We start from the raw sequence: 19,760 nt of genomic DNA, 5'->3' as shown, positions 1-19,760 counted from the left end.
GGGGGACCGGTCAGGGGTTACGCCTGCGCGCCGGCCTTGCGGCGGCGGGCGACGACCAGCGCACCGGCGCCCAGGGCGACGGCCCCGGCGGCGGCGTAGCCGAGCGGCAGGGTGTCGTTCGCTCCGGTGGCGGCGAGGGTGCCGTTCGTGGAGGTGTTCGACGAGCCGCCCTGCTGGGTGGTGTTGGTGTTGCCACCGGTGGTGGCGGTCGGCGCCGGGGTCGGCGTCGCGGTCGTCTCCGACGGCTTCGGCTCCGGCTTGTGGCCCTTGTCGGCGGCGAGGATGTCGAAGGTCAGGTTCGCGAAGTCGTCGCCGATGCCGCAGCTGCCGTCGTTGTTCTCGTACTCGCCGTACGCGAAGACCGTGCCCTTGCCGGCGGCGGCCTTGGCGTCGACCGTGAGGCGGAGCTTCACGTCGTAGCTGGCGCCCTTGGCGAGCTTGCCGACCTCGATGGAGTCGAACTTCTCGGTGAACGACGTCCACTCCAGGACGTCGGGGGAGGACCACTCGACGGGGATGACGAGCTTGGTGAAGTCCGTCTCCTCGTCGATCTCCTCGCCGGCCGCGGGCTGCCGCATGGCGTTCGCGAAGACGTTGACGACGTCCAGGGCATGGTCGGAGGCGTTGGTGACGCGCAGCGAGAAGACGGTGGGCTTTCCGGCGGTGAGCGTCTTCGGGCCGGTCAGCGCGACCTTGACCGCGGAGTCCTCCGTGCACTCCTCCCCGATCTCCTCGAAGAAGGCGAGCTCTTCCTTGGCCTCGTCGAGCTTCTCGGCGGCGGCCTTCTTCACCTTCTGGGCGAGGCCGACGACCTTGGAGGCGGCGACGCTCGCGTCGGAGAGCGCGGCGCTCGCCTTCTTCAGCTTCTCGTCGGCGGCGGTCTTGGCGGCGACGGCCTCGTCCGCGGTCTTCTTCGCGGCGGTGACGGCGTCGGCGGCGGCCTTCTTCTCCTCGTCCGTGGCGGTCTCGGGAAGGTCCGTCACGGCCTTCTCGGCCTTGGCGAGCGCCTCGTCGGCGGCGGTCTTCGCGGCGGCGGCCGCGTCGGCGGCCTTCTGCGCGTCGAGGACAGCGGCCTTCAGCGGATGGTCGTCCTTGTCGAGGGCCTTCAGGTCGGCCATGGCCTTGTCGAGGTCGACGACGGCCTCGTCGTACTCCTTCTGCGCCAGGGCGACGGCGGCCTTCAGCTCCTCCAGGGACGGCATGTCGTCCTCGGGGTCGTCCTCGTGGGACGCGGGCTTCTGCGACGGCGAGGACGTCGGCTTGGTGTCGGCGAACGCCGGGGCGGCCGAGAGGAACACGACCGGGGTGGTCACGGCTGCGGCCACTGCGGTCGCCAGGATGCGGCGGATCTTCACGTTGTGGACCTTTTCCTGGTCAGAGAAAGACTGCGAAGAAAGTGGTGGGCGCGCGCCCGCGGCTACTTCACGCGGCGCGACACCACGGTGATCGTATGGCCGGAAAGGCACCTGCGGCAGCCCTGTTTCCGCAGCTCGCAGGGGTGTTCTGGACGCTCCCGCGACATAAACCCCGCATACCCGGGCAGTTGCCCACGGAGGCCGCACTTTCTGTGTGATCCATGTCATCCGCGCCCGGCGGCCGGACCCGTAACGTGTCCCCCACACACGTGGAAAGCGAGGCACGCACCGATGTCCGAGCACAGCCCGCTCGACCTGGCCGAAGGCGATCCCTTCGGCCCGCACAACCTCCCGTACGGCGTCTTCTCCACCGCCGACGAGCCCGGGCGGCGCCGGCTCGGCGTCCGCATCGGCGGGCACGTCCTGGACGCGGGTGCCGCGGCGCACGCGCTCGGCTCCCCGTACGCGGCACTGCTCGCGCAGCCGAGCCTGAACCCGCTGCTCGCGGCCGGGCGGACCGCCTGGCGCGACGTCCGCCGGGCCCTGACGGCCTGGGTGACGGTGCCCGCGCACCGCGCGGACATCGAGCCGCTGCTGCACCCCCTGGACGCGGTGACGCTGCACCTGCCGTACGAGGTCGCGGACTACGTCGACTTCTACGCGAGCGAGCACCACGCGACGAACGTGGGGAAGATCTTCCGCCCCGACGGCGACGCGCTGACCCCCAACTGGAAGCACCTGCCGATCGGTTACCACGGTCGCGCGGGCACGGTCGTGGTCTCCGGCACCGATGTCGTGCGCCCCTCGGGGCAGCGCAAGGCCCCGTCGGACCCGGCCCCGGTCTTCGGCCCCTCGGTCAAGCTGGACATCGAGGCGGAGGTCGGCTTCCTGGTCGGCACGCCGTCGGAGCTCGGGAAGCCGGTCCCGCTGGCGGACTTCCGGGAGCACGTCTTCGGTCTGACTCTGCTCAACGACTGGTCGGCGCGGGACGTGCAGGCCTGGGAGTACGTGCCGCTGGGCCCGTTCCTCGGCAAGTCCTTCCAGACCTCGGTGTCGGCGTGGGTGACGCCCCTGGAGGCCCTGGACGCGGCCCGCACGGCCCCGCCCGCCCGGGACTTCCCCCTCCTGCCGTACCTGGACGACGCGGCGGAGGAGGAGCCGGGCGGCTTCGACCTGCGGATCTCGGTGGAGATCAACGGTGAGGTGGTGGCCGAGCCGCCGTTCTCCTCGATGTACTGGACGGCGGCCCAGCAGCTCGCCCACATGACGGTGAACGGCGCCTCGCTCCGCACGGGCGACCTGTACGGCTCCGGCACGGTCTCCGGCCCCGAGGTGAACCAGCGCGGCTCGCTCCTGGAGCTCACCTGGAACGGCCGCGACGCCCTCGACCTGCCGGGCGGCAAGCGGACGTTCCTGGAGGACGGCGACGAGGTCGTCCTCACGGCCTGGGCCCCGGGCCCGGACGGCACCCGCGTCACCCTCGGCGAGGTCCGCGGCCGGATCGTCCCCTCGGCCTGAGCCTCAGACGGCCCGCCAGAGGGCGGGGACGTTCGGCGGCTCCCAGCCGGCCTGGGCCGTGTGCGCCTGGAGGCACACATAGCCCCGGCCGCCGTAGGTGACGGCGTCCCCCGCCCCGTACGTCCGTCCGGCGGTCCAGGTGCCGCCGGGCGGGGCGGTCGTCGCCGTGGCCGTGGGTGTCGGCGTCGGGCCGGGGTCCTGCGGTACGTCGAGCACGAAGTCGAAGGCGGCCTCCCGCCCGCCGCCGCCGTCGCGGACGGTCATCAGCAGCGTGCACCGGGCGCGCCTGTGCATGACGTGGAACGACGTGCACGATCTCTTGACATCCGCGCCGAGCTAGCCGACGGCGCTTCCCGTCCGCAGTGCCGATGTCGGGCGCGGCTTCGGGCGGGTTCCTGCTTCTTCGCGCTGCGCCGGTACAAGTACCGGTCTTACCTGCGCTCCACAGGCTGACACCGCCAGTCCAGCGGCCCTGGCGATGTTGACCGCCGCATTGATGTCCCGGTCCACGAGCGCTCCGCAGCCCTGGCACTGCCAAACGCGAATGTGCAGCGGCTTGGGGCCGTCCTTGGCGCCGCACACGCAGCAGACCTGGCTGGTGGGCTCGAACCGGCCGATCCTGATGAAGGTCCGGCCGTACAGGGCGGCCTTGTACTCCAGCATCGCCACGAACGCGGCCCAGCCCGCGTCGTGCACGGACTTGGCCAGGCGCGTCCGCGCGAGCCCCCTCACCGCCAGATCCTCCACCGCCACCGCTTGGTTCTCGCGGATGACCTTCGTGGAGAGCTGATGGTGGAACTCACGCCGCGCGTCGGCCACCCGCGCGTGAGCGCGGGCGACCTTGATCCGAGCCTTGTCCCGGTTGTTCGACCCCTTCGCCTTGCGGCTCAGGTTCCTCTGGGCCTTCTTGAGCTTCTTCTCCGCCCGGCGCAGAAGTCGGGGAGCGTCGATCTTCGTACCGTCCGAGAGGACCGCGAAATGGCCCAGACCCAGGTCGATGCCGACCACGGACGCAGCCTCGGGCAGCGGGGCTGGATCGGTCTCGACGACGAACGAGGCGAAGAACCTTCCCGCCGCATCCTTGATCACCGTCACCGTGGACGGGACCGAGGGCAGGGTGCGGGACCACCGCACCGCTACATCGCCGATCTTGGGAAGGCGCAGCTTCCCGTTGGTCGTGACCCTCCATCCGGCGTTGGCGGTGAACCGCACAGCCTGCCGCCGGTCCTTCCGTGACTTGTACCGGGGCGGTCCCATCTTGGGACGTTTACCCTTGAGTCCATCGAAGAAGTTCCGGTACGCGGCGTCCAAGTCCCTGAGCGACTGCCCGTACCGAAGCTGCATATCGAGCACCGTACGACCTTCGACCCGCGACCCGATACCGAAACATTCTTGCGAGCTGTCACCGTACGTTCGGTCGTCCACATGTCAGGCGCCGCAGGCCCTGTCAGGATCGCGAAGGGGCCCGGCTCGCCCCCGAGCCGGGCCCCTTCGCGCGCGATGTCCGCTAGCGGACGAACACGCTCGCCTGGTTCGCCAGGTCCAGGAAGTACTGGGGGGCGAGGCCGAGGACCACGGTGACCGCGACGCCCGCCGCGATCGTGATGCCCGTCAGGGCCGAGGGCACGGCGACCGTGGGGCCGTCCGCCTTCGGCTCGCTGAAGAACATGAGCACGATGACCCGGATGTAGAAGAACGCGGCGATCGCCGAGGAGATCACACCGACCACGACGAGGGCGCCCGCGCCGCCGTCCGCCGCCGCCTTGAAGACCGCGAACTTCCCGGAGAATCCGGAGGTCAGCGGGATGCCGGCGAAGGCGAGCAGGAAGACCGCGAAGACCGCCGCCACGAGCGGCGAACGGCGCCCGAGACCGGCCCACTTGGACAGGTGGGTGGCCTCGCCGCCCGCGTCCCGGACCAGGGTGACGACGGCGAAGGCGCCGATCGTGACGAAGGAGTACGCCCCCAGGTAGAAGAGGACGGACGAGATGCCGCTCGGCGTCGCGGCGATGACGCCCGCGAGCAGGAAGCCCGCGTGCGCGATCGACGAGTACGCCAGGAGGCGCTTGATGTCGGTCTGGGTGATGGCGACGATCGCACCGCCGAGCATGGTGACGATGGCGACGCCCCACATGACCGGCCGCCAGTCCCAGGTGAGCCCGGGGAGCACCACGTACAGCAGGCGGAGCAGCGCGCCGAAGGCGGCGACCTTGGTGGCGGCGGCCATGAAGCCGGTGACCGGGGTGGGGGCGCCCTGGTAGACGTCCGGGGTCCACATGTGGAACGGCACGGCGCCGATCTTGAAGAGGAGCCCCATGAGGACCATCGCGAAGCCGATGAGCAGCAGTGCGTCGTTGCCCATGGTGTCGGCGAGCGCGGGGTCGACGGAGCCGATCGAGCCGTCGACGACGCGGGCGATGGTGGCGTACGAGACGGAGCCCGCGTAGCCGTAGAGCAGGGCGATCCCGAAGAGCAGGAAGGCCGAGGAGAAGGCGCCGAGCAGGAAGTACTTGACGGCCGCCTCCTGCGACATCAGCCGCTTGCGGCGGGCGACGGCGCAGAGCAGGTACAGCGGGAGGGAGAAGACCTCCAGGGCGACGAAGAGCGTCAGGAGGTCGTTGGCGGCCGGGAAGACCAGCATGCCGGCGATCGCGAAGAGCGCGAGCGGGAACACCTCGGTGGTGGTGAACCCGGCCTTGACGGCGGCCTTCTCCTGGTCGCTGCCGGGGACGGCGGCGGCCTCGGCGGCGAAGGAGTCGACCTTGTGGCCGTGGTCGGCCGGGTCGAGCCTGCGCTCGGCGAAGGTGAAGATCGCCACCAGGGAGGCGAGGAGAATGGTGCCCTGGAGGAAGAGGGCGGGCCCGTCGACGGCGATGGCGCCCATGGCCGCGATGTGGGCCTTGGTGGAGCCGTAGCCGCCCGCCGCCAGGCCCACGATGGCGGCGAAGGCGGCGGCGAGCGCCGCGACGGTGAGGAAGACCTGGCTGTAGTAGCGGCCCTTGCGGGGCACGAAGGCCTCGACGAGGACGCTGACGATCGCGGCGCCGAGCACGATGAGCACGGGCGAGAGCTGCGTGTACTCGATGTGGGGCGCCGGGATCTTGTCCAGCGGCTCGGCAGCTGTCGTCCACAAGCTGTGGACAGCCATGGAACTCACTTGGCCGCCTCCACGTTCTGAATCTGGGGCTGGGGGTCCTTCTGCTGGACGTCGGACATGGTGTGCTCCACGGCCGGGTTGACCACGTCCGTCAGCGGCTTCGGGAAGACCCCGAGGAAGATCAGGACGGCGATCAGCGGCACGACCACGGCCAGTTCGCGCGCCTTCAGGTCGGGCAGCGCCCGCACCTCCTCCTTCACCGGCCCGGTCATCGTCCGCTGGTACAGGACGAGGGTGTAGAGCGCGGCGAGGACGATGCCGGTGGTGGCGATGATCCCGGCCACCGGGTACCGGGCGTACGTGCCGACCAGGACCAGGAACTCGCTGACGAACGGGGCGAGTCCGGGCAGCGAAAGGGTCGCGAGACCGCCGATCAGGAAGGTGCCTGCGAGCACCGGGGCGACCTTCTGCACACCGCCGTAGTCGGCGATGAGCCGCGAGCCGCGCCGGGAGATCAGGAAACCGGCGACGAGCATCAGCGCGGCCGTCGAGATGCCGTGGTTGACCATGTAGAGCGTGGCACCGGACTGGCCCTGGGTGGTCATCGCGAAGATGCCCAGGATGATGAAGCCGAAGTGCGAGATCGACGCGTAGGCGACCAGGCGCTTGATGTCCCGCTGGCCGACCGCGAGCAGCGCCCCGTACACGATGCTGATGAGGGCGAGGACGACGATCGCGGGGGTGGCCCACTTGCTCGCCTCGGGGAAGAGGCCGAGGCAGAAGCGGAGCATCGCGAAGGTGCCGACCTTGTCGACGACGGCGGTGATGAGGACGGCGACCGGGGCGGTGGCCTCCCCCATCGCGTTCGGCAGCCAGGTGTGCAGCGGCCAGAGCGGGGCCTTCACCGCGAAGGCGAAGAAGAAGCCGAGGAACAGCCAGCGCTCGGTGCTGGTCGCCATCTCCAGGGAGCCGTTGGCGCGGGCCTCGGCGATCTCGGTGAGCGAGAAGTTCCCCGCGACCACGTAGAGCCCGATGACGGCGGCCAGCATGATCAGGCCGCCGACGAGGTTGTAGAGCAGGAACTTGACCGCCGCGTACGAGCGCTGGGCCGCCGCGTTCTCGTCGGAGCCGCTGTGGGCGCGGTCGCCGAAGCCGCCGATGAGGAAGTACATCGGGATGAGCATGGCTTCGAACAGGATGTAGAAGAGGAAGACGTCGGTGGCCTCGAAGGAGAGGATCACCATCGCCTCGACCATGAGGATCAGGGCGAAGAAGCCCTGCGTCGGCCGCCATCTCTTCGAGGAGGTCTCCAGCGGGTCGGCGTCGTGCCAGCCGGCCAGGACGACGAACGGGATCAGCAGCGCGGTGAGCGCGATGAGCGCCACCCCGATGCCGTCGACCCCGAGCTCGTACCGGACGCCGAAGTCCTTGATCCAGGAGTGGGATTCGACCAGCTGGTAGCGGTCGCCGCCGGGCTCGAACCGGGCCCAGACCACCCCGGCCAGGACGAGCGTGGCGAGCGAGACGAGCAGCGCCAGCCATTTGGCGGCGGTGCGGCGGGCGGCGGGGACGGCGGCGGTGAGGATCGCACCGACCGCCGGAACCGCTGCCGTCGCAGTGAGGAGCGGGAAGCCCGCGTTGACCACTTGGGACATGGGAGTCACACCGCCCTCATCAGCAGGGTCGCGGCGATCAGCACCGCCGTACCTCCGAACATGGAGACCGCGTACGAGCGGACGTAGCCGTTCTGGAGCTTGCGCAGCCGGCCGGAGAGTCCGCCGACCGCGGCCGCGGTGCCGTTGACGACGCCGTCGACCAGGCTGTGGTCGACGTAGACCAGCGAGCGCGTCAGGTGCGTGCCGCCGGTGACGAAGACGGCGTGGTTGAAGTCGTCCTGGAGCAGGTCGCGGCGGGCGGCCCGGGTGAGGAGCGAGCCGCGCGGGGCGACCACCGGGACGGGCTTGCGGCCGTACTGGACGTACGCGAGGGCGACGCCGATCACCATGACGACGACGGTGGCGGCGGTGACGGCGGCGGCGCTGATCGGCGAGTGGCCGTGCTCGAAGCCGGTGACCGGCTCCAGCCACTCGACGAACCCGGCGAACTCGAAGAGCGCGCCCGCGGCGACCGAGCCGACGGCCAGCAGCACCATCGGGATCACCATGGACCTGGGCGACTCGTGCGGGTGCGGCGGCTCGCCGTTCTCGTCGGGCTGCCAGCGCTTCTCGCCGAAGAAGGTCATCAGCATCACGCGGGTCATGTAGTACGCGGTGATGGCCGCGCCGAGCAGGGTGACCGCGCCGAGGATCCAGCCCTCGGTGCCGCCCTTGGCGAAGGCCGCCTCGATGATCTTGTCCTTGGAGAAGAAGCCGGACAGGCCCGGGAAGCCGATGATCGCGAGGTAGCCGAGGCCGAAGGTGACGAAGGTGACCGGCATGTACTTCCGCAGGCCGCCGTACTTCCGCATGTCGACCTCGTCGTTCATGCCGTGCATGACGGATCCGGCGCCGAGGAAGAGCCCGGCCTTGAAGAAGCCGTGCGTCACCAGGTGCATGATCGCGAAGACGTAGCCGATGGGGCCGAGGCCGGCCGCCAGGATCATGTAGCCGATCTGCGACATCGTCGAACCGGCGAGCGCCTTCTTGATGTCGTCCTTCGCGCAACCGACGATCGCACCGAAGAGGAGCGTGACCGCGCCGACGACGGTGACGACGAGCTGCGCGTCCGGCGCCGCGTTGAAGATGTCGGCGGAGCGGACGATCAGATAGACACCGGCGGTCACCATCGTGGCCGCGTGGATGAGGGCCGAGACCGGGGTCGGGCCCTCCATCGCGTCCCCGAGCCAGGACTGCAGCGGCACCTGGGCCGACTTGCCGCAGGCGGCGAGGAGCAGCATCAGGCCGATCGCGGTCAGCTTGCCCTCGGAGGCCTGGTCGGTCGCCGCGAGCACCGGCCCGAAGGTGAAGGTGCCGAAGGTGGTGAACATGATCATGATGGCGATCGAGAGGCCCATGTCGCCGACCCGGTTGACCAGGAAGGCCTTCTTCGCGGCGGTGGCCGCGGTGGGCTTGTGCTGCCAGAAGCCGATCAGGAGGTACGAGGCGAGGCCGACGCCCTCCCAGCCGAAGTACAGCAGCAGGTAGTTGTCGGCGAGGACGAGCAGGAGCATCGCCGCGACGAACAGGTTGAGATAGCCGAAGAACCGGCGGCGGCGCTCGTCGTGCTCCATGTAACCGATGGAGTAGACGTGGATGAGCGTGCCGACCCCGGTGATCAGCAGGACGAAGGTCATCGACAGCTGGTCGAGCTGGAAGGCCATGTCCGCCTGGAAGCCCTCGACGGGGATCCAGGTGTAGAGCGTCTGGTACAGGGCCCGGTCGTCCGCGCTCTTGCCGAGCATGCCGGCGAAGAGCGCCAGACCGATCGCGAACGACACGCCCGCGAGGAGCGTGCCGATCCAGTGGCCGTACCGGTCGAGCCGTCGCCCGCCGAGGAGCAGCACCGCCGCGCCGAGCAGGGGCGCCCCGATGAGCAGCGCAATGAGATTTTCCACGGTCAGCCCCTCACAGCTTCATCAGGCTGGCGTCGTCGACCGAGGCCGAGTGGCGGGCACGGAAGACGGACACGATGATCGCGAGCCCGACGACGACCTCCGCGGCGGCGACGACCATCGTGAAGAACGCGATGATCTGGCCGTCGAGGTTGCCGTGCATGCGGGAGAACGTGACGAACGCGAGGTTGCAGGCGTTGAGCATGAGCTCGACGCACATGAAGACGACGATCGCGTTGCGCCGGATCAGCACCCCGGCCGCACCGATGGTGAACAGCAGGGCGGCGAGGTACAGGTAGTTGACGGGATTCACCGGGTGGCCTCCTCTTCGTCCCGGTCCCGGCCGAGCCGCTCCTCGGAGCGCTGCTCCAGGGCCTTGAGGTCGGCCATCGCCTCGGTGGACACGTCCCGGATCTGGCCCCGCTTGCGCAGGGTCTGCATGACGGTGAGCTCCGCGGGGGTGCCGTCGGGCAGGAGACCGGCGATGTCCACGGCGTTGTGCCGGGCGTAGACGCCGGGCGCGGGCAGAGGCGGCACGTGCGTGCCCTCGCGCACGCGCTGCTCCGAGAGCTCGCGCTGGGTGCGGGCCCGCTCGGTGCGCTCGCGGTGCGTGAGCACCATCGCGCCGACGGCCGCCGTGATCAGCAGCGCGCCGGTGATCTCGAACGCGAAGACGTACTTGGTGAAGATGAGGGCGGCGAGCCCCTCGACGTTCCCGCCGTGCGCGCTGTTGGCCGCGCCGAGTCCGGCGAACTCCGTCAGCGAGGCGTTGCCGATGCCGGCGGCCAGCAGGATGCCGAAGCCGAGGCCGCAGGCGACGGCCCACCAGCGCTGTCCCTTGATGGTCTCCTTCAGCGAGTCCGCGGCGGTGACACCGACCAGCATGACGACGAAGAGGAACAGCATCATGATCGCGCCGGTGTAGACGACGATCTGGACGATGCCGAGGAAGTACGCGCCGTTGGCGAGGTAGAAGACCGCCAGGACGATCATGGTCCCGGCGAGGCTGAGCGCCGAGTGCACGGCCTTCCTCATGAGGATGGTCGACAGCGCGCCGACGACGGCGACGGTGCCGAGGACCCAGAACTGGAAGGCCTCGCCGGACGAGGTCGCGTACGCCGCGAGGTTCGCGCTCATGCGTCCGCCCCCTCCGGCTCGCCCTTCTCCCCCTTGGACGCGGCGACCTGACGGACCGTGCCGGGCGCGGCCTCGGTGACCAGGCCCCGGTAGTAGTCCTGCTCGGTCATGCCCGGGAAGATCGCGTGCGGCGAGTCGACCATGGTCTCCTCCAGGCCCGCGAGAAGCTGCTCCTTGGTGTAGATCAGGTTCTCGCGGGAGGAGTCGGCCAGTTCGAACTCGTTGGTCATCGTCAGCGCGCGCGTGGGGCACGCCTCGATGCACAGTCCGCAGAGGATGCAGCGGGCGTAGTTGATCTGGTAGACGCGGCCGTACCGCTCGCCCGGCGAGTAGCGCTCCTCGTCCGTGTTGTCCGCGCCCTCGACGTAGATGGCGTCGGCGGGACAGGCCCAGGCGCACAGCTCGCAGCCGACGCACTTCTCCAGACCGTCGGGGTGACGGTTGAGCTGGTGCCGGCCGTGGAAGCGGGGCGCCGTCGTCTTCTGCTGCTCCGGGTACTGCTCGGTCAGCCGCTTCTTGAACATGGCCTTGAAGGTCACGCCGAAGCCGGCCACCGGATTCTGGAAATCAGACACCGTCCGTCTCCTTTCCATCACTCGCAGTAGCAGTATCGGGGGCGCCACTGACAACGAGGTCCCGGTCGTGCCGGGGCCTGCGCCGGGGCACGGCCGGCAGGGACTGTCCGGGCTTGGGCGGTACGGGGAAGCCGCCGGCCATCGGGTCGAAGGAGGTCTCCTCCACGGCTGCCGCCCCGGCCGCCTTCGTCTTCCGGTCGCGGAACAGGTCGACCAGGAAGGACAGCAGCAGCAGCGCGAGGACGGCACCGGCCACGTACAGCACGATGTTGGAGAAGGCGATGTTCTCGTTCCGCAGCGCGCGGACGGTCGCGACCAGCATCAGCCAGACCACGGCGACCGGGATGAGGACCTTCCAGCCGAGCTTCATCAGCTGGTCGTAGCGGACGCGGGGCAGGGTGCCGCGGAGCCAGATGAAGAAGAACAGCAGCAGCTGCACCTTGATGACGAACCAGAGCATCGGCCACCAGCCGTGGTTCGCGCCCTCCCAGAAGGTGGAGACCGGGTACGGGGCCCGCCAGCCGCCCAGGAAGAGCGTCACCGACACGGCCGAGACCGTCACCATGTTCACGTACTCGGCGAGCATGAACATCGCGAACTTGATGGACGAGTACTCGGTGTTGAAGCCGCCGACGAGGTCGCCCTCGGACTCCGGCATGTCGAAGGGGGCGCGGTTGGTCTCGCCGACCATCGTGACGATGTAGATGATGAACGAGACCGGCAGCAGGATCACGAACCAGCGGTCGGCCTGCGCCTCGACGATCTTCGAGGTCGACATCGACCCGGAGTAGAGGAAGACCGAGGCGAAGGCCGCGCCCATCGCGATCTCGTACGAGATCATCTGCGCGCAGGACCGGAGGCCGCCGAGCAGCGGGTACGTCGAGCCCGAGGACCAGCCGGCGAGGACGATGCCGTAGATGCCGACGGAGGCGACCGCGAGGACGTACAGCATCGCGATCGGCAGGTCGGTGAGCTGCATCGCGGTCCGGTGACCGAAGATCGAGACCTCGTTGCCGGCCGGGCCGAAGGGGATCACGGCGATCGCCATGAACGCGGGGATCGCGGCGATGATCGGGGCGAGGACGTAGACGACCTTGTCGGCCTTCTTGACGATCACGTCCTCCTTGAGCATCAGCTTGATGCCGTCCGCGAGGGACTGGAGCATGCCCCAGGGGCCGTGCCGGTTGGGGCCGATGCGCAGCTGCATCCAGGCGACGACCTTGCGCTCCCACACGATGGAGAACAGCACGGTGACCATCAGGAAGGCGAAGCAGAAGACGGCCTTGATCAGCACGAGCCACCAGGGGTCCGTACCGAACATGGACAGGTCTTCGGCGGCGAGCGGCGTGGTCATGCCTGCACCTCCTGCGGGGTCGCCGGGCCGATGCGGACCAGGTCGCCGGGGTGGGCGCCGGTGTCGGAGAGGACGCCTCGGCCGGCCGAGTTCAGCGGGAGCCAGACGACGCGGTCGGGCATCTCGGTGACCTGGAGCGGGAAGGTGACGGAGCCCGCGGGGCCGGTAACCTCCAGGACGTCGCCGTCCTTGACTCCCGTGTCGGCGGCGGTGGCGGCGGAGAGCCGGGCGACCGCCGCGTGCCGGGTGCCGGCCAGCGCGGTGTCGCCCTCCTGGAGCCTGCCGAGGTCGAGGAGGAGACGGTGTCCGGCGAGGACGGCCTCGCCGTCGCCGGGCCGGGGCGCGGGCACGGCGTGCCCGGTGGGCTCGGAGGCCCGCTCCTCGGTCCAGCCGCCGAGCCGGTCCAGCTCCCGTCGCACGGACCGCAGGTCGGGCAGCGCGAGGTGGACGTCGAGGGCGTCGGCCAGCATGTGGAGCACGCGGGCGTCGCTCGGCGCGAGGGGCCGGGTCATCTGCTCGGGCTTGAGCGCTGCCTCGAACAGCCGGGCCCTGCCCTCCCAGTTGAGGAAGGTGCCGGGCTTCTCGGCGACCGCCGCGACGGGCAGGACCACGTCGGCGCGCTCGGTGACCTCGCCGGGCCGCAGCTCCAGGGAGACCACGAAGGCCGCGTCGAGGGCCTCACGCGCGCGTGCCGGGTCGGGCAGGTCCGCGACCTCGACGCCGGCGACGAGCAGCGCGCCGAGTTCGCCGCCGGCGGCGGCCTCGACGATCTGGCCGGTGTCGCGGCCGTAGCGGTGCGGGAGTTCACGGACGCCCCAGGCGGCCGCGACCTCCTCACGCGCGCGCGGGTCGGTCGCGGGCCGGCCGCCGGGCAGGAGCGCCGGGAGCGCGCCGGCCTCGACGGCGCCGCGCTCGCCGGAGCGGCGCGGGATCCACACGAGGCGGGCGCCGGTGGCGGCGGAGGCGCGCAGGGCGGCGGTGAGCGCGCCGGGCACGCCCGCGAGCCGCTCGCCGACGGCGAGGACGGCGCCCTCCTGGCGGAGGGCCTCGGCCGCGGCGGCGCCGTCCTCGGAGAGGCCGACCCGGGAGGTGAGGGCGTCGAGCCACTCGGTCTCGGTGCCGGGGGCGGCGGGCAGCAGGGTGCCGCCCGTCTTCTCCAGGCCGCGGGTCGCGAACGGGGCGACGGCGTACGTCTTCTGGCCGTGCTTGCGCCAGGCCTTGCGGAGCCGCAGGAAGACGCCGGGGGCCTCCTCCTCGGACTCCAGGCCGACGAGGAGGACCGCCGGGGCGGCCTCCAGGGAGGTGTACGTGACACCCGACCCGTCCAGGTCGCGTCCCCGGCCGGCGACGGCGGAGGCCAGGAAGTCGGCCTCCTCGCCGGAGTGGATCCGGGCCCGGAAGTCGATGTCGTTGGTGTCGAGGGCGATCCGGGCGAACTTGGCGTACGCGTAGGAGTCCTCGACGGTCAGCCTGCCGCCGGTCAGGACGCCGGTGCGGCCGCGGACGAGTCCGCGGGCGGCGGCCTCCAGCGCCTCGGGCCAGGAGGCGGGCTCCAGCTCACCGGTGTCCTGGTTCCGGACGAGCGGGGTGGTGAGCCGGTCGCGCTGCTGGGCGTACCGGAAGCCGAAGCGGCCCTTGTCGCAGATCCACTCCTCGTTGACCTCGGGGTCGTCGGCGGCGAGCCGCCGCATGACCTTGCCGCGCCGGTGGTCGGTGCGGGTGGCGCAGCCGCCGGCGCACTGTTCGCAGACGGACGGCGAGGACACCAGGTCGAAGGGGCGGGAGCGGAAGCGGTAGGCGGCCGAGGTGAGGGCGCCGACGGGGCAGATCTGGATGGTGTTGCCGGAGAAGTACGACTCGAAGGGGTCGCCCTCGCCGGTGCCGACCTGCTGGAGCGCGCCGCGCTCGATGAGCTCGATCATGGGGTCGCCCGCGACCTGGTTGGAGAAGCGGGTGCAGCGGGCGCACAGGACGCACCGCTCGCGGTCGAGCAGCACCTGGGTGGAGATCGGGACGGGCTTCTCGTACGTCCGCTTGACGCCCTCGAAGCGGGACTCGGCCTGTCCGTGGGACATCGCCTGGTTCTGCAGGGGGCACTCGCCGCCCTTGTCGCAGACGGGGCAGTCCAGCGGGTGGTTGACGAGCAGCAGCTCCATCACACCGTGCTGGGCCTTCTCGGCGACGGGGCTGGTCAGCTGCGACTTCACCACCATGCCGTCGGTGCAGGTGATGGTGCAGGAGGCCATGGGCTTGCGCTGGCCCTCGACCTCGACGATGCACTGGCGGCAGGCGCCGGCGGGGTCGAGGAGCGGGTGGTCGCAGAAGCGCGGGATCTCGATGCCGAGCTGTTCGGCGGCGCGGATGACCAGCGTCCCCTTGGGGACGGAGATCTCGGCGCCGTCGATGGTCAGCGTGACGAGATCCTCGGGCGGTACCGGCGCGCTGCCGCCGCCGCTGGGGGTGGACGCGATGACGGTCATGCGGTCACCTCCTTGTGGTTGTCCGCCCAGGCGGTCGACTTGGCCGGGTCGAAGGGGCAGCCCTTGCCCGTGATGTGCTGCTCGTACTCCGCGCGGAAGTACTTCAGCGAGGAGAAGATCGGCGAGGCGGCCCCGTCGCCGAGGGCGCAGAACGACTTGCCGTTGATGTTGTCGGCGATGTCGTTGAGCTTGTCGAGGTCGGACAGCTTGCCCTTGCCGGCCTCGATGTCACGGAGCAGCTGGACGAGCCAGTACGTGCCCTCGCGGCAGGGTGTGCACTTGCCGCAGGACTCGTGGGCGTAGAACTCGGTCCAGCGGGTGACGGCCCGGACGACGCAGGTGGTCTCGTCGAAGCACTGGAGCGCCTTGGTGCCGAGCATCGATCCGGCGGCGCCGACGCCCTCGTAGTCGAGGGGCACGTCGAGGTGCTCGTCGGTGAACATGGGGGTGGAGGACCCGCCGGGCGTCCAGAACTTGAGCCGGTGCCCGGGGCGCATGCCGCCGCTCATGTCGAGGAGCTGGCGCAGGGTGATGCCGAGGGGGGCCTCGTACTGGCCGGGCGAGGCGACGTGCCCGCTGAGCGAGTACAGCGTGAAGCCGGGGGACTTCTCGCTTCCCATCGACGTGAACCAGTCCTTGCCCTTGTTCAGGATCGCGGGAACCGAGGCGATGGACTCGACGTTGTTCACCACGGTGGGGCAGGCGTACAGACCGGCGACCGCGGGGAAGGGGGGGCGCAGCCGGGGCTGGCCGCGTCGCCCTTCGAGCGAGTCGAGCAGTGCGGTCTCCTCGCCGCAGATGTACGCGCCGGCGCCGGCGTGCACGGTGAGTTCGAGGTTCAGACCGCTGCCCAGGATGTTCCGGCCGAGGTAGCCGGCCGCGTAGGCCTCTCGGACGGCCTCGTGGAGGCGGCGCAGGACGGGGACGACCTCGCCGCGCAGGTAGATGAACGCGTGCTCGGAGCGGATCGCGTAGCAGGCGATGATCATTCCCTCGATGAGGGAGTGCGGGTTGGCGAAGAGGAGGGGGATGTCCTTGCAGGTGCCGGGCTCGGACTCGTCGGCGTTGACGACGAGGTAGTGCGGCTTGCCGTCGCCCTGCGGGATGAACTGCCACTTCATGCCGGTGGGGAAGCCGGCGCCGCCGCGTCCGCGGAGGCCGGATTCCTTGACGTACGCGATGAGGTCGTCGGGGCTCATCGCGAGGGCCCGCTTGAGGCCCTGGTAGCCCTCGTGCCGTTCGTAGGTCTCCAGGGTCCAGGAGTCGGGCTGGTCCCAGAAGGCGGAGAGGACGGGTGCGAGCAGCTTCTCGGGGCTGCTGTTGTTGATCTCGGCGGCCAAGGTCATCACTCCCCCTCCTGACTGGCTGCCTCACCGCGCGGGTGGACGATTCGGTGGTTCGGGGTCTCGCCCTTGGCCAGTCGCAGGCCGACGAGGGAGGCGGGGCCCGCGCCGCCGGTGGCCTCGACGGCGCCGGGGCGCTCGTCGGGGAAGCCGGCGAGGATGCGGGCGGTCTCCTTGAAGGTGCACAGCGGGGCGCCGCGGGTGGGTTCGACGGTGCGTCCGGCCCGCAGGTCGTCGACCATCTTCTTGGCGGACTCGGGCGTCTGGTTGTCGAAGAACTCCCAGTTGACCATCACGACGGGCGCGAAGTCGCAGGCCGCGTTGCACTCGATGTGCTCAAGGGTGATCTTGCCGTCGTCGGTCGTCTCGTCGTTGCCGACGCCCAGGTGCTGCTTGAGCTCCTCGAAGATGGCGTCGCCGCCCATGACCGCGCAGAGCGTGTTGGTGCAGACGCCGACCTGGTAGTCGCCGGAGGGCTTGCGGCGGTACATCGTGTAGAAGGTGGCGACGGCGGTGACCTCGGCGGTGGTCAGGCCGAGGAGTTCGGCGCAGAACCGCATGCCCGTACGGGTCACGTGGCCCTCCTCCGACTGCACGAGGTGCAGCATCGGCAGGAGCGCGGAGCGGGAGTCCGGGTAGCGGGCGATGATCTCCCTCGCGTCCTCCTCCAGGCGGGCGCGGACGTCCGCCGGGTACGCGGGGGCGGGGAGCTGGGGCATGCCCAGGCTGACCTGGTCGGTCATCGGTCGACGCCTCCCATCACGGGGTCGATGGAGGCGACGGCGACGATGACGTCGGCGACCTGGCCGCCCTCGCACATCGCGGCCATGGCCTGGAGGTTGGTGAAGGACGGGTCGCGGAAGTGGACCCGGTAGGGGCGGGTGCCGCCGTCGGAGACGACGTGGACGCCGAGCTCGCCCTTGGGCGACTCGACGGCCGCGTAGGCCTGCCCGGCGGGGACCCGGAAGCCCTCGGTGACCAGCTTGAAGTGGTGGATCAGGGCCTCCATGGAGGTGCCCATGATCTTCGCGATGTGGTCGGTGGAGTTGCCCAGGCCGTCGGTGCCGAGGGCGAGCTGCGCCGGCCAGGCGATCTTCTTGTCGCCGACCATGACGTCGCCGGGCTCCAGGCGGTCGAGGCACTGCTCGACGATCCGGAGGGACTGGCGCATCTCCTCCAGGCGGACGAGGAAGCGTCCGTAGGAGTCGCAGGAGTCGGCGGTCGGGACCTCGAAGTCGTAGTTCTCGTAGCCGCAGTACGGGTCGGTCTTCCGCAGGTCGTGCGGGAGGCCCGCCGACCGGAGGATCGGTCCGGTGGCGCCGAGGGCCATGCAGCCGGTGAGGTCGAGGTAGCCGACGTCCTGCATGCGGGCCTTGAAGATGGGGTTGCCGGTGGCGAGCTTGTCGTACTCCGGCAGGTTCTTCTTCATGGTCTTCACGAACTCGCGCACGGCGTCGACGGCGCCGGGCGGGAGGTCCTGGGCGAGGCCGCCGGGGCGGATGAACGCGTGGTTCATGCGCAGGCCGGTGATCAGCTCGTACAGGTCCAGGATCATCTCGCGGTCCCGGAAGCCGTAGATCATGATCGTGGTGGCGCCGAGCTCCATGCCTCCGGTGGCGATGCACACCAGGTGCGAGGAGAGCCGGTTGAGCTCCATGAGCAGGACGCGGATGACGCTGGCGCGGTCCGGGATCTGCTCGGTGATGCCGAGGAGCTTCTCCACGCCGAGGCAGTACGCCGTCTCGTTGTAGAACGAGGTGAGGTAGTCCATGCGCGTGACGAAGGTGGTGCCCTGCGTCCAGGTCCGGAACTCGAGGTTCTTCTCGATGCCGGTGTGGAGGTAGCCGATGCCGCAGCGGGCCTCGGTGACGGTCTCGCCGTCGATCTCCAGGATGAGGCGGAGCACGCCGTGGGTGGACGGGTGCTGGGGCCCCATGTTGACGATGATGCGCTCGTCGTCGGCCTTCGCGGCGGACTGGACGACCTCTTCCCAGTCGCCGCCGGTCACCGTGTAGACGGCGCCTTCTGTCGTCTCGCGCGGAGACGCGTGGGAATTGCTCACGAGTACGACCTCCGCTGGTCCGGAGCCGGGATCTGGGCGCCCTTGTACTCGACGGCGATGCCGCCGAGGGGGTAGTCCTTGCGCTGCGGGTGGCCCTGCCAGTCGTCCGGCATCATGATCCGGGTGAGGGCGGGGTGGCCGTCGAAGACGATGCCGAAGAAGTCGTACGTCTCGCGCTCGTGCCAGTCGTTCGTCGGGTAGACGGCGACGAGCGACGGGATGCGCGGCTCGCTGTCCGGGGCCGAGACCTCCAGGCGGATCAGCCGGCCGTGGGTCAGCGAGCGCAGGTGGTAGACGGCGTGCAGCTCGCGGCCCTTGTCGCCGGGGTAGTGGACGCCGGAGACGCCGGTACAGAGCTCGAAGCGGAGCGCCGGGTCGTCGCGCAGGGTGCGGGCCACGCGGACGAGGTGCTCGCGCTCGATGTGGAAGGTGAGCTCGCCGCGGTCGACGACCGTCTTCTCGATGGCGTTCTCGGGGAGGAGCCCCTGCTCCTCCAGCGCGCCCTCGAGCTCGTCGGCGACCTCGTCGAACCAGCCGCCGTACGGGCGGGCGGCCGGGCCGGGGAGCCGGATCGAGCGGACCAGGCCGCCGTAGCCGGAGGTGTCGCCGCCCTTGTCGGCGCCGAACATGCCGCGCTGGACGCGGACCTCCTCGCCGTGGTCCCCGCGCTGGCCGGGCAGGTTCTGCCCGCTCAGCTCCTTCTCGGGGTTGGGTGTCTCGTCACTCACCGGAGCAGACCCTTCAACTCGATGGTCGGCAGCGCCTTGAGTGCCGCCTCCTCCGCCTCACGGGCCGCCTCCTCGGCGTTCACGCCGAGCTTGGAGGACTGGATCTTCTGGTGGAGCTTGAGGATCGCGTCCAGGAGCATCTCCGGACGCGGCGGGCAACCGGGCAGGTAGATGTCGACCGGCACGATGTGGTCGACGCCCTGCACGATCGCGTAGTTGTTGAACATGCCGCCCGAGGAGGCGCAGACACCCATGGAGATGACCCACTTGGGGTTGGGCATCTGGTCGTAGACCTGCCTCAGGACGGGCGCCATCTTCTGGCTGACCCGGCCGGCCACGATCATCAGGTCGGCCTGGCGCGGCGAGCCGCGGAAGACCTCCATGCCGAAGCGGGCCAGGTCGTACCGGCCGGCTCCGGTGGTCATCATCTCGATGGCGCAGCAGGCGAGGCCGAAGGTCGCGGGGAACACGGACGCCTTGCGCACCCAGCCCGCGGCCTGTTCGACCGTCGTCAGCAGAAAGCCGCTCGGGAGTTTCTCTTCGAGTCCCATAGGTGCCCCT

General features: G+C 70.2%; 16 protein-coding genes and 1 pseudogene. 1 reads left to right on the top strand and 16 read right to left on the bottom strand.

All coding sequences use genetic code 11. The features are described from left to right. Positions 1–17 precede the first annotated feature (17 nt). On the bottom strand, positions 18–1,355 hold the full coding sequence (locus ACN9MM_RS23045; protein ID WP_426365452.1) for a peptidase: 1,338 nt from the start codon (positions 1,353–1,355) through the stop codon (positions 18–20). Between the two features lie 291 nt (positions 1,356–1,646). Here ACN9MM_RS23045 and fahA point away from each other — a divergent pair, with 291 nt between their 5' ends. Beyond that, on the top strand, positions 1,647–2,873 hold the full coding sequence (gene fahA, locus ACN9MM_RS23040) for a fumarylacetoacetase (RefSeq protein WP_426365451.1): 1,227 nt from the start codon (positions 1,647–1,649) through the stop codon (positions 2,871–2,873). A gap of 3 nt (positions 2,874–2,876) precedes the next feature. Here fahA and ACN9MM_RS23035 read toward each other — a convergent pair. From ACN9MM_RS23035 to ACN9MM_RS22965, 15 genes and pseudogenes are all read right to left on the bottom strand, one after another. Further along, a pseudogene (locus ACN9MM_RS23035) lies at positions 2,877–3,143 on the bottom strand (carbohydrate-binding protein); the annotation flags it as partial. A gap of 66 nt (positions 3,144–3,209) precedes the next feature. Further along, complete coding sequence (locus ACN9MM_RS23030) at positions 3,210–4,217, bottom strand: RNA-guided endonuclease InsQ/TnpB family protein (protein WP_426365449.1); 1,008 nt, start codon at positions 4,215–4,217, stop codon at positions 3,210–3,212. A 163-nt stretch (positions 4,218–4,380) separates the two neighbouring features. Next, on the bottom strand, positions 4,381–6,030 hold the full coding sequence (nuoN, locus tag ACN9MM_RS23025) for an NADH-quinone oxidoreductase subunit NuoN (protein WP_426365447.1): 1,650 nt from the start codon (positions 6,028–6,030) through the stop codon (positions 4,381–4,383). After that, the gene (locus ACN9MM_RS23020; RefSeq protein ID WP_426365446.1) at positions 6,027–7,625 is read right to left on the bottom strand and encodes an NADH-quinone oxidoreductase subunit M; all 1,599 of its coding nucleotides are present in this window, start codon (positions 7,623–7,625) and stop codon (positions 6,027–6,029) included. The genes nuoN and ACN9MM_RS23020 overlap by 4 nt, the downstream gene beginning before the upstream one ends. Before the next feature lie 5 nt (positions 7,626–7,630). Beyond that, positions 7,631–9,523 (bottom strand): NADH-quinone oxidoreductase subunit L, encoded by a 1,893-nt coding sequence (gene nuoL, locus ACN9MM_RS23015; protein ID WP_426365445.1) that lies wholly within the window; start codon positions 9,521–9,523, stop codon positions 7,631–7,633. Positions 9,524–9,533: 10 nt separating this feature from the next. Then, a complete protein-coding gene (nuoK, locus tag ACN9MM_RS23010; RefSeq protein ID WP_017239464.1) occupies positions 9,534–9,833 on the bottom strand; it encodes an NADH-quinone oxidoreductase subunit NuoK in 300 nt (99 codons plus the stop codon). Next, positions 9,830–10,657, bottom strand: coding sequence for an NADH-quinone oxidoreductase subunit J (locus ACN9MM_RS23005; RefSeq protein ID WP_426365444.1), 828 nt, complete (start codon positions 10,655–10,657; stop codon positions 9,830–9,832). Before ACN9MM_RS23005 ends, nuoK begins: the two co-directional genes overlap by 4 nt. Continuing rightward, positions 10,654–11,250 carry an NADH-quinone oxidoreductase subunit NuoI gene (gene nuoI, locus ACN9MM_RS23000; RefSeq protein WP_426365443.1) on the bottom strand — a complete coding sequence of 199 codons (597 nt, stop codon included), beginning with the start codon at positions 11,248–11,250 and terminating at the stop codon, positions 10,654–10,656. Before nuoI ends, ACN9MM_RS23005 begins: the two co-directional genes overlap by 4 nt. Beyond that, positions 11,225–12,586: an NADH-quinone oxidoreductase subunit NuoH gene (gene nuoH, locus ACN9MM_RS22995; RefSeq protein ID WP_426365442.1), complete on the bottom strand. Its 1,362-nt coding sequence runs from the start codon at positions 12,584–12,586 to the stop codon at positions 11,225–11,227. The genes nuoI and nuoH overlap by 26 nt, the downstream gene beginning before the upstream one ends. Next, positions 12,583–15,066: an NADH-quinone oxidoreductase subunit G gene (locus ACN9MM_RS22990; protein ID WP_426365441.1), complete on the bottom strand. Its 2,484-nt coding sequence runs from the start codon at positions 15,064–15,066 to the stop codon at positions 12,583–12,585. The genes nuoH and ACN9MM_RS22990 overlap by 4 nt, the downstream gene beginning before the upstream one ends. Continuing rightward, positions 15,063–16,415: an NADH-quinone oxidoreductase subunit NuoF gene (gene nuoF / locus ACN9MM_RS22985; protein WP_426365439.1), complete on the bottom strand. Its 1,353-nt coding sequence runs from the start codon at positions 16,413–16,415 to the stop codon at positions 15,063–15,065. Before nuoF ends, ACN9MM_RS22990 begins: the two co-directional genes overlap by 4 nt. Then, positions 16,412–17,152: an NADH-quinone oxidoreductase subunit NuoE gene (gene nuoE, locus ACN9MM_RS22980; RefSeq protein WP_426365438.1), complete on the bottom strand. Its 741-nt coding sequence runs from the start codon at positions 17,150–17,152 to the stop codon at positions 16,412–16,414. Before nuoE ends, nuoF begins: the two co-directional genes overlap by 4 nt. Continuing rightward, complete coding sequence (locus tag ACN9MM_RS22975) at positions 17,149–18,471, bottom strand: NADH-quinone oxidoreductase subunit D (protein WP_426365437.1); 1,323 nt, start codon at positions 18,469–18,471, stop codon at positions 17,149–17,151. Before ACN9MM_RS22975 ends, nuoE begins: the two co-directional genes overlap by 4 nt. After that, entirely contained in the window at positions 18,468–19,199 is a 732-nt protein-coding gene (locus ACN9MM_RS22970) for an NADH-quinone oxidoreductase subunit C (RefSeq protein WP_426365436.1), read from the bottom strand. The genes ACN9MM_RS22975 and ACN9MM_RS22970 overlap by 4 nt, the downstream gene beginning before the upstream one ends. Beyond that, positions 19,196–19,750, bottom strand: coding sequence for a NuoB/complex I 20 kDa subunit family protein (locus ACN9MM_RS22965; RefSeq protein ID WP_030318842.1), 555 nt, complete (start codon positions 19,748–19,750; stop codon positions 19,196–19,198). The genes ACN9MM_RS22970 and ACN9MM_RS22965 overlap by 4 nt, the downstream gene beginning before the upstream one ends. Positions 19,751–19,760: the final 10 nt, after the last annotated feature.

The sequence above is a fragment of the Streptomyces sp. E-08 genome (assembly GCF_049913095.1).
Taxonomy (GTDB): Bacteria; Actinomycetota; Actinomycetes; order Streptomycetales; family Streptomycetaceae; genus Streptomyces.
Note: the sequence above shows the minus strand (reverse complement) of the source record. Positions and strands in the feature narration are given on the sequence as shown.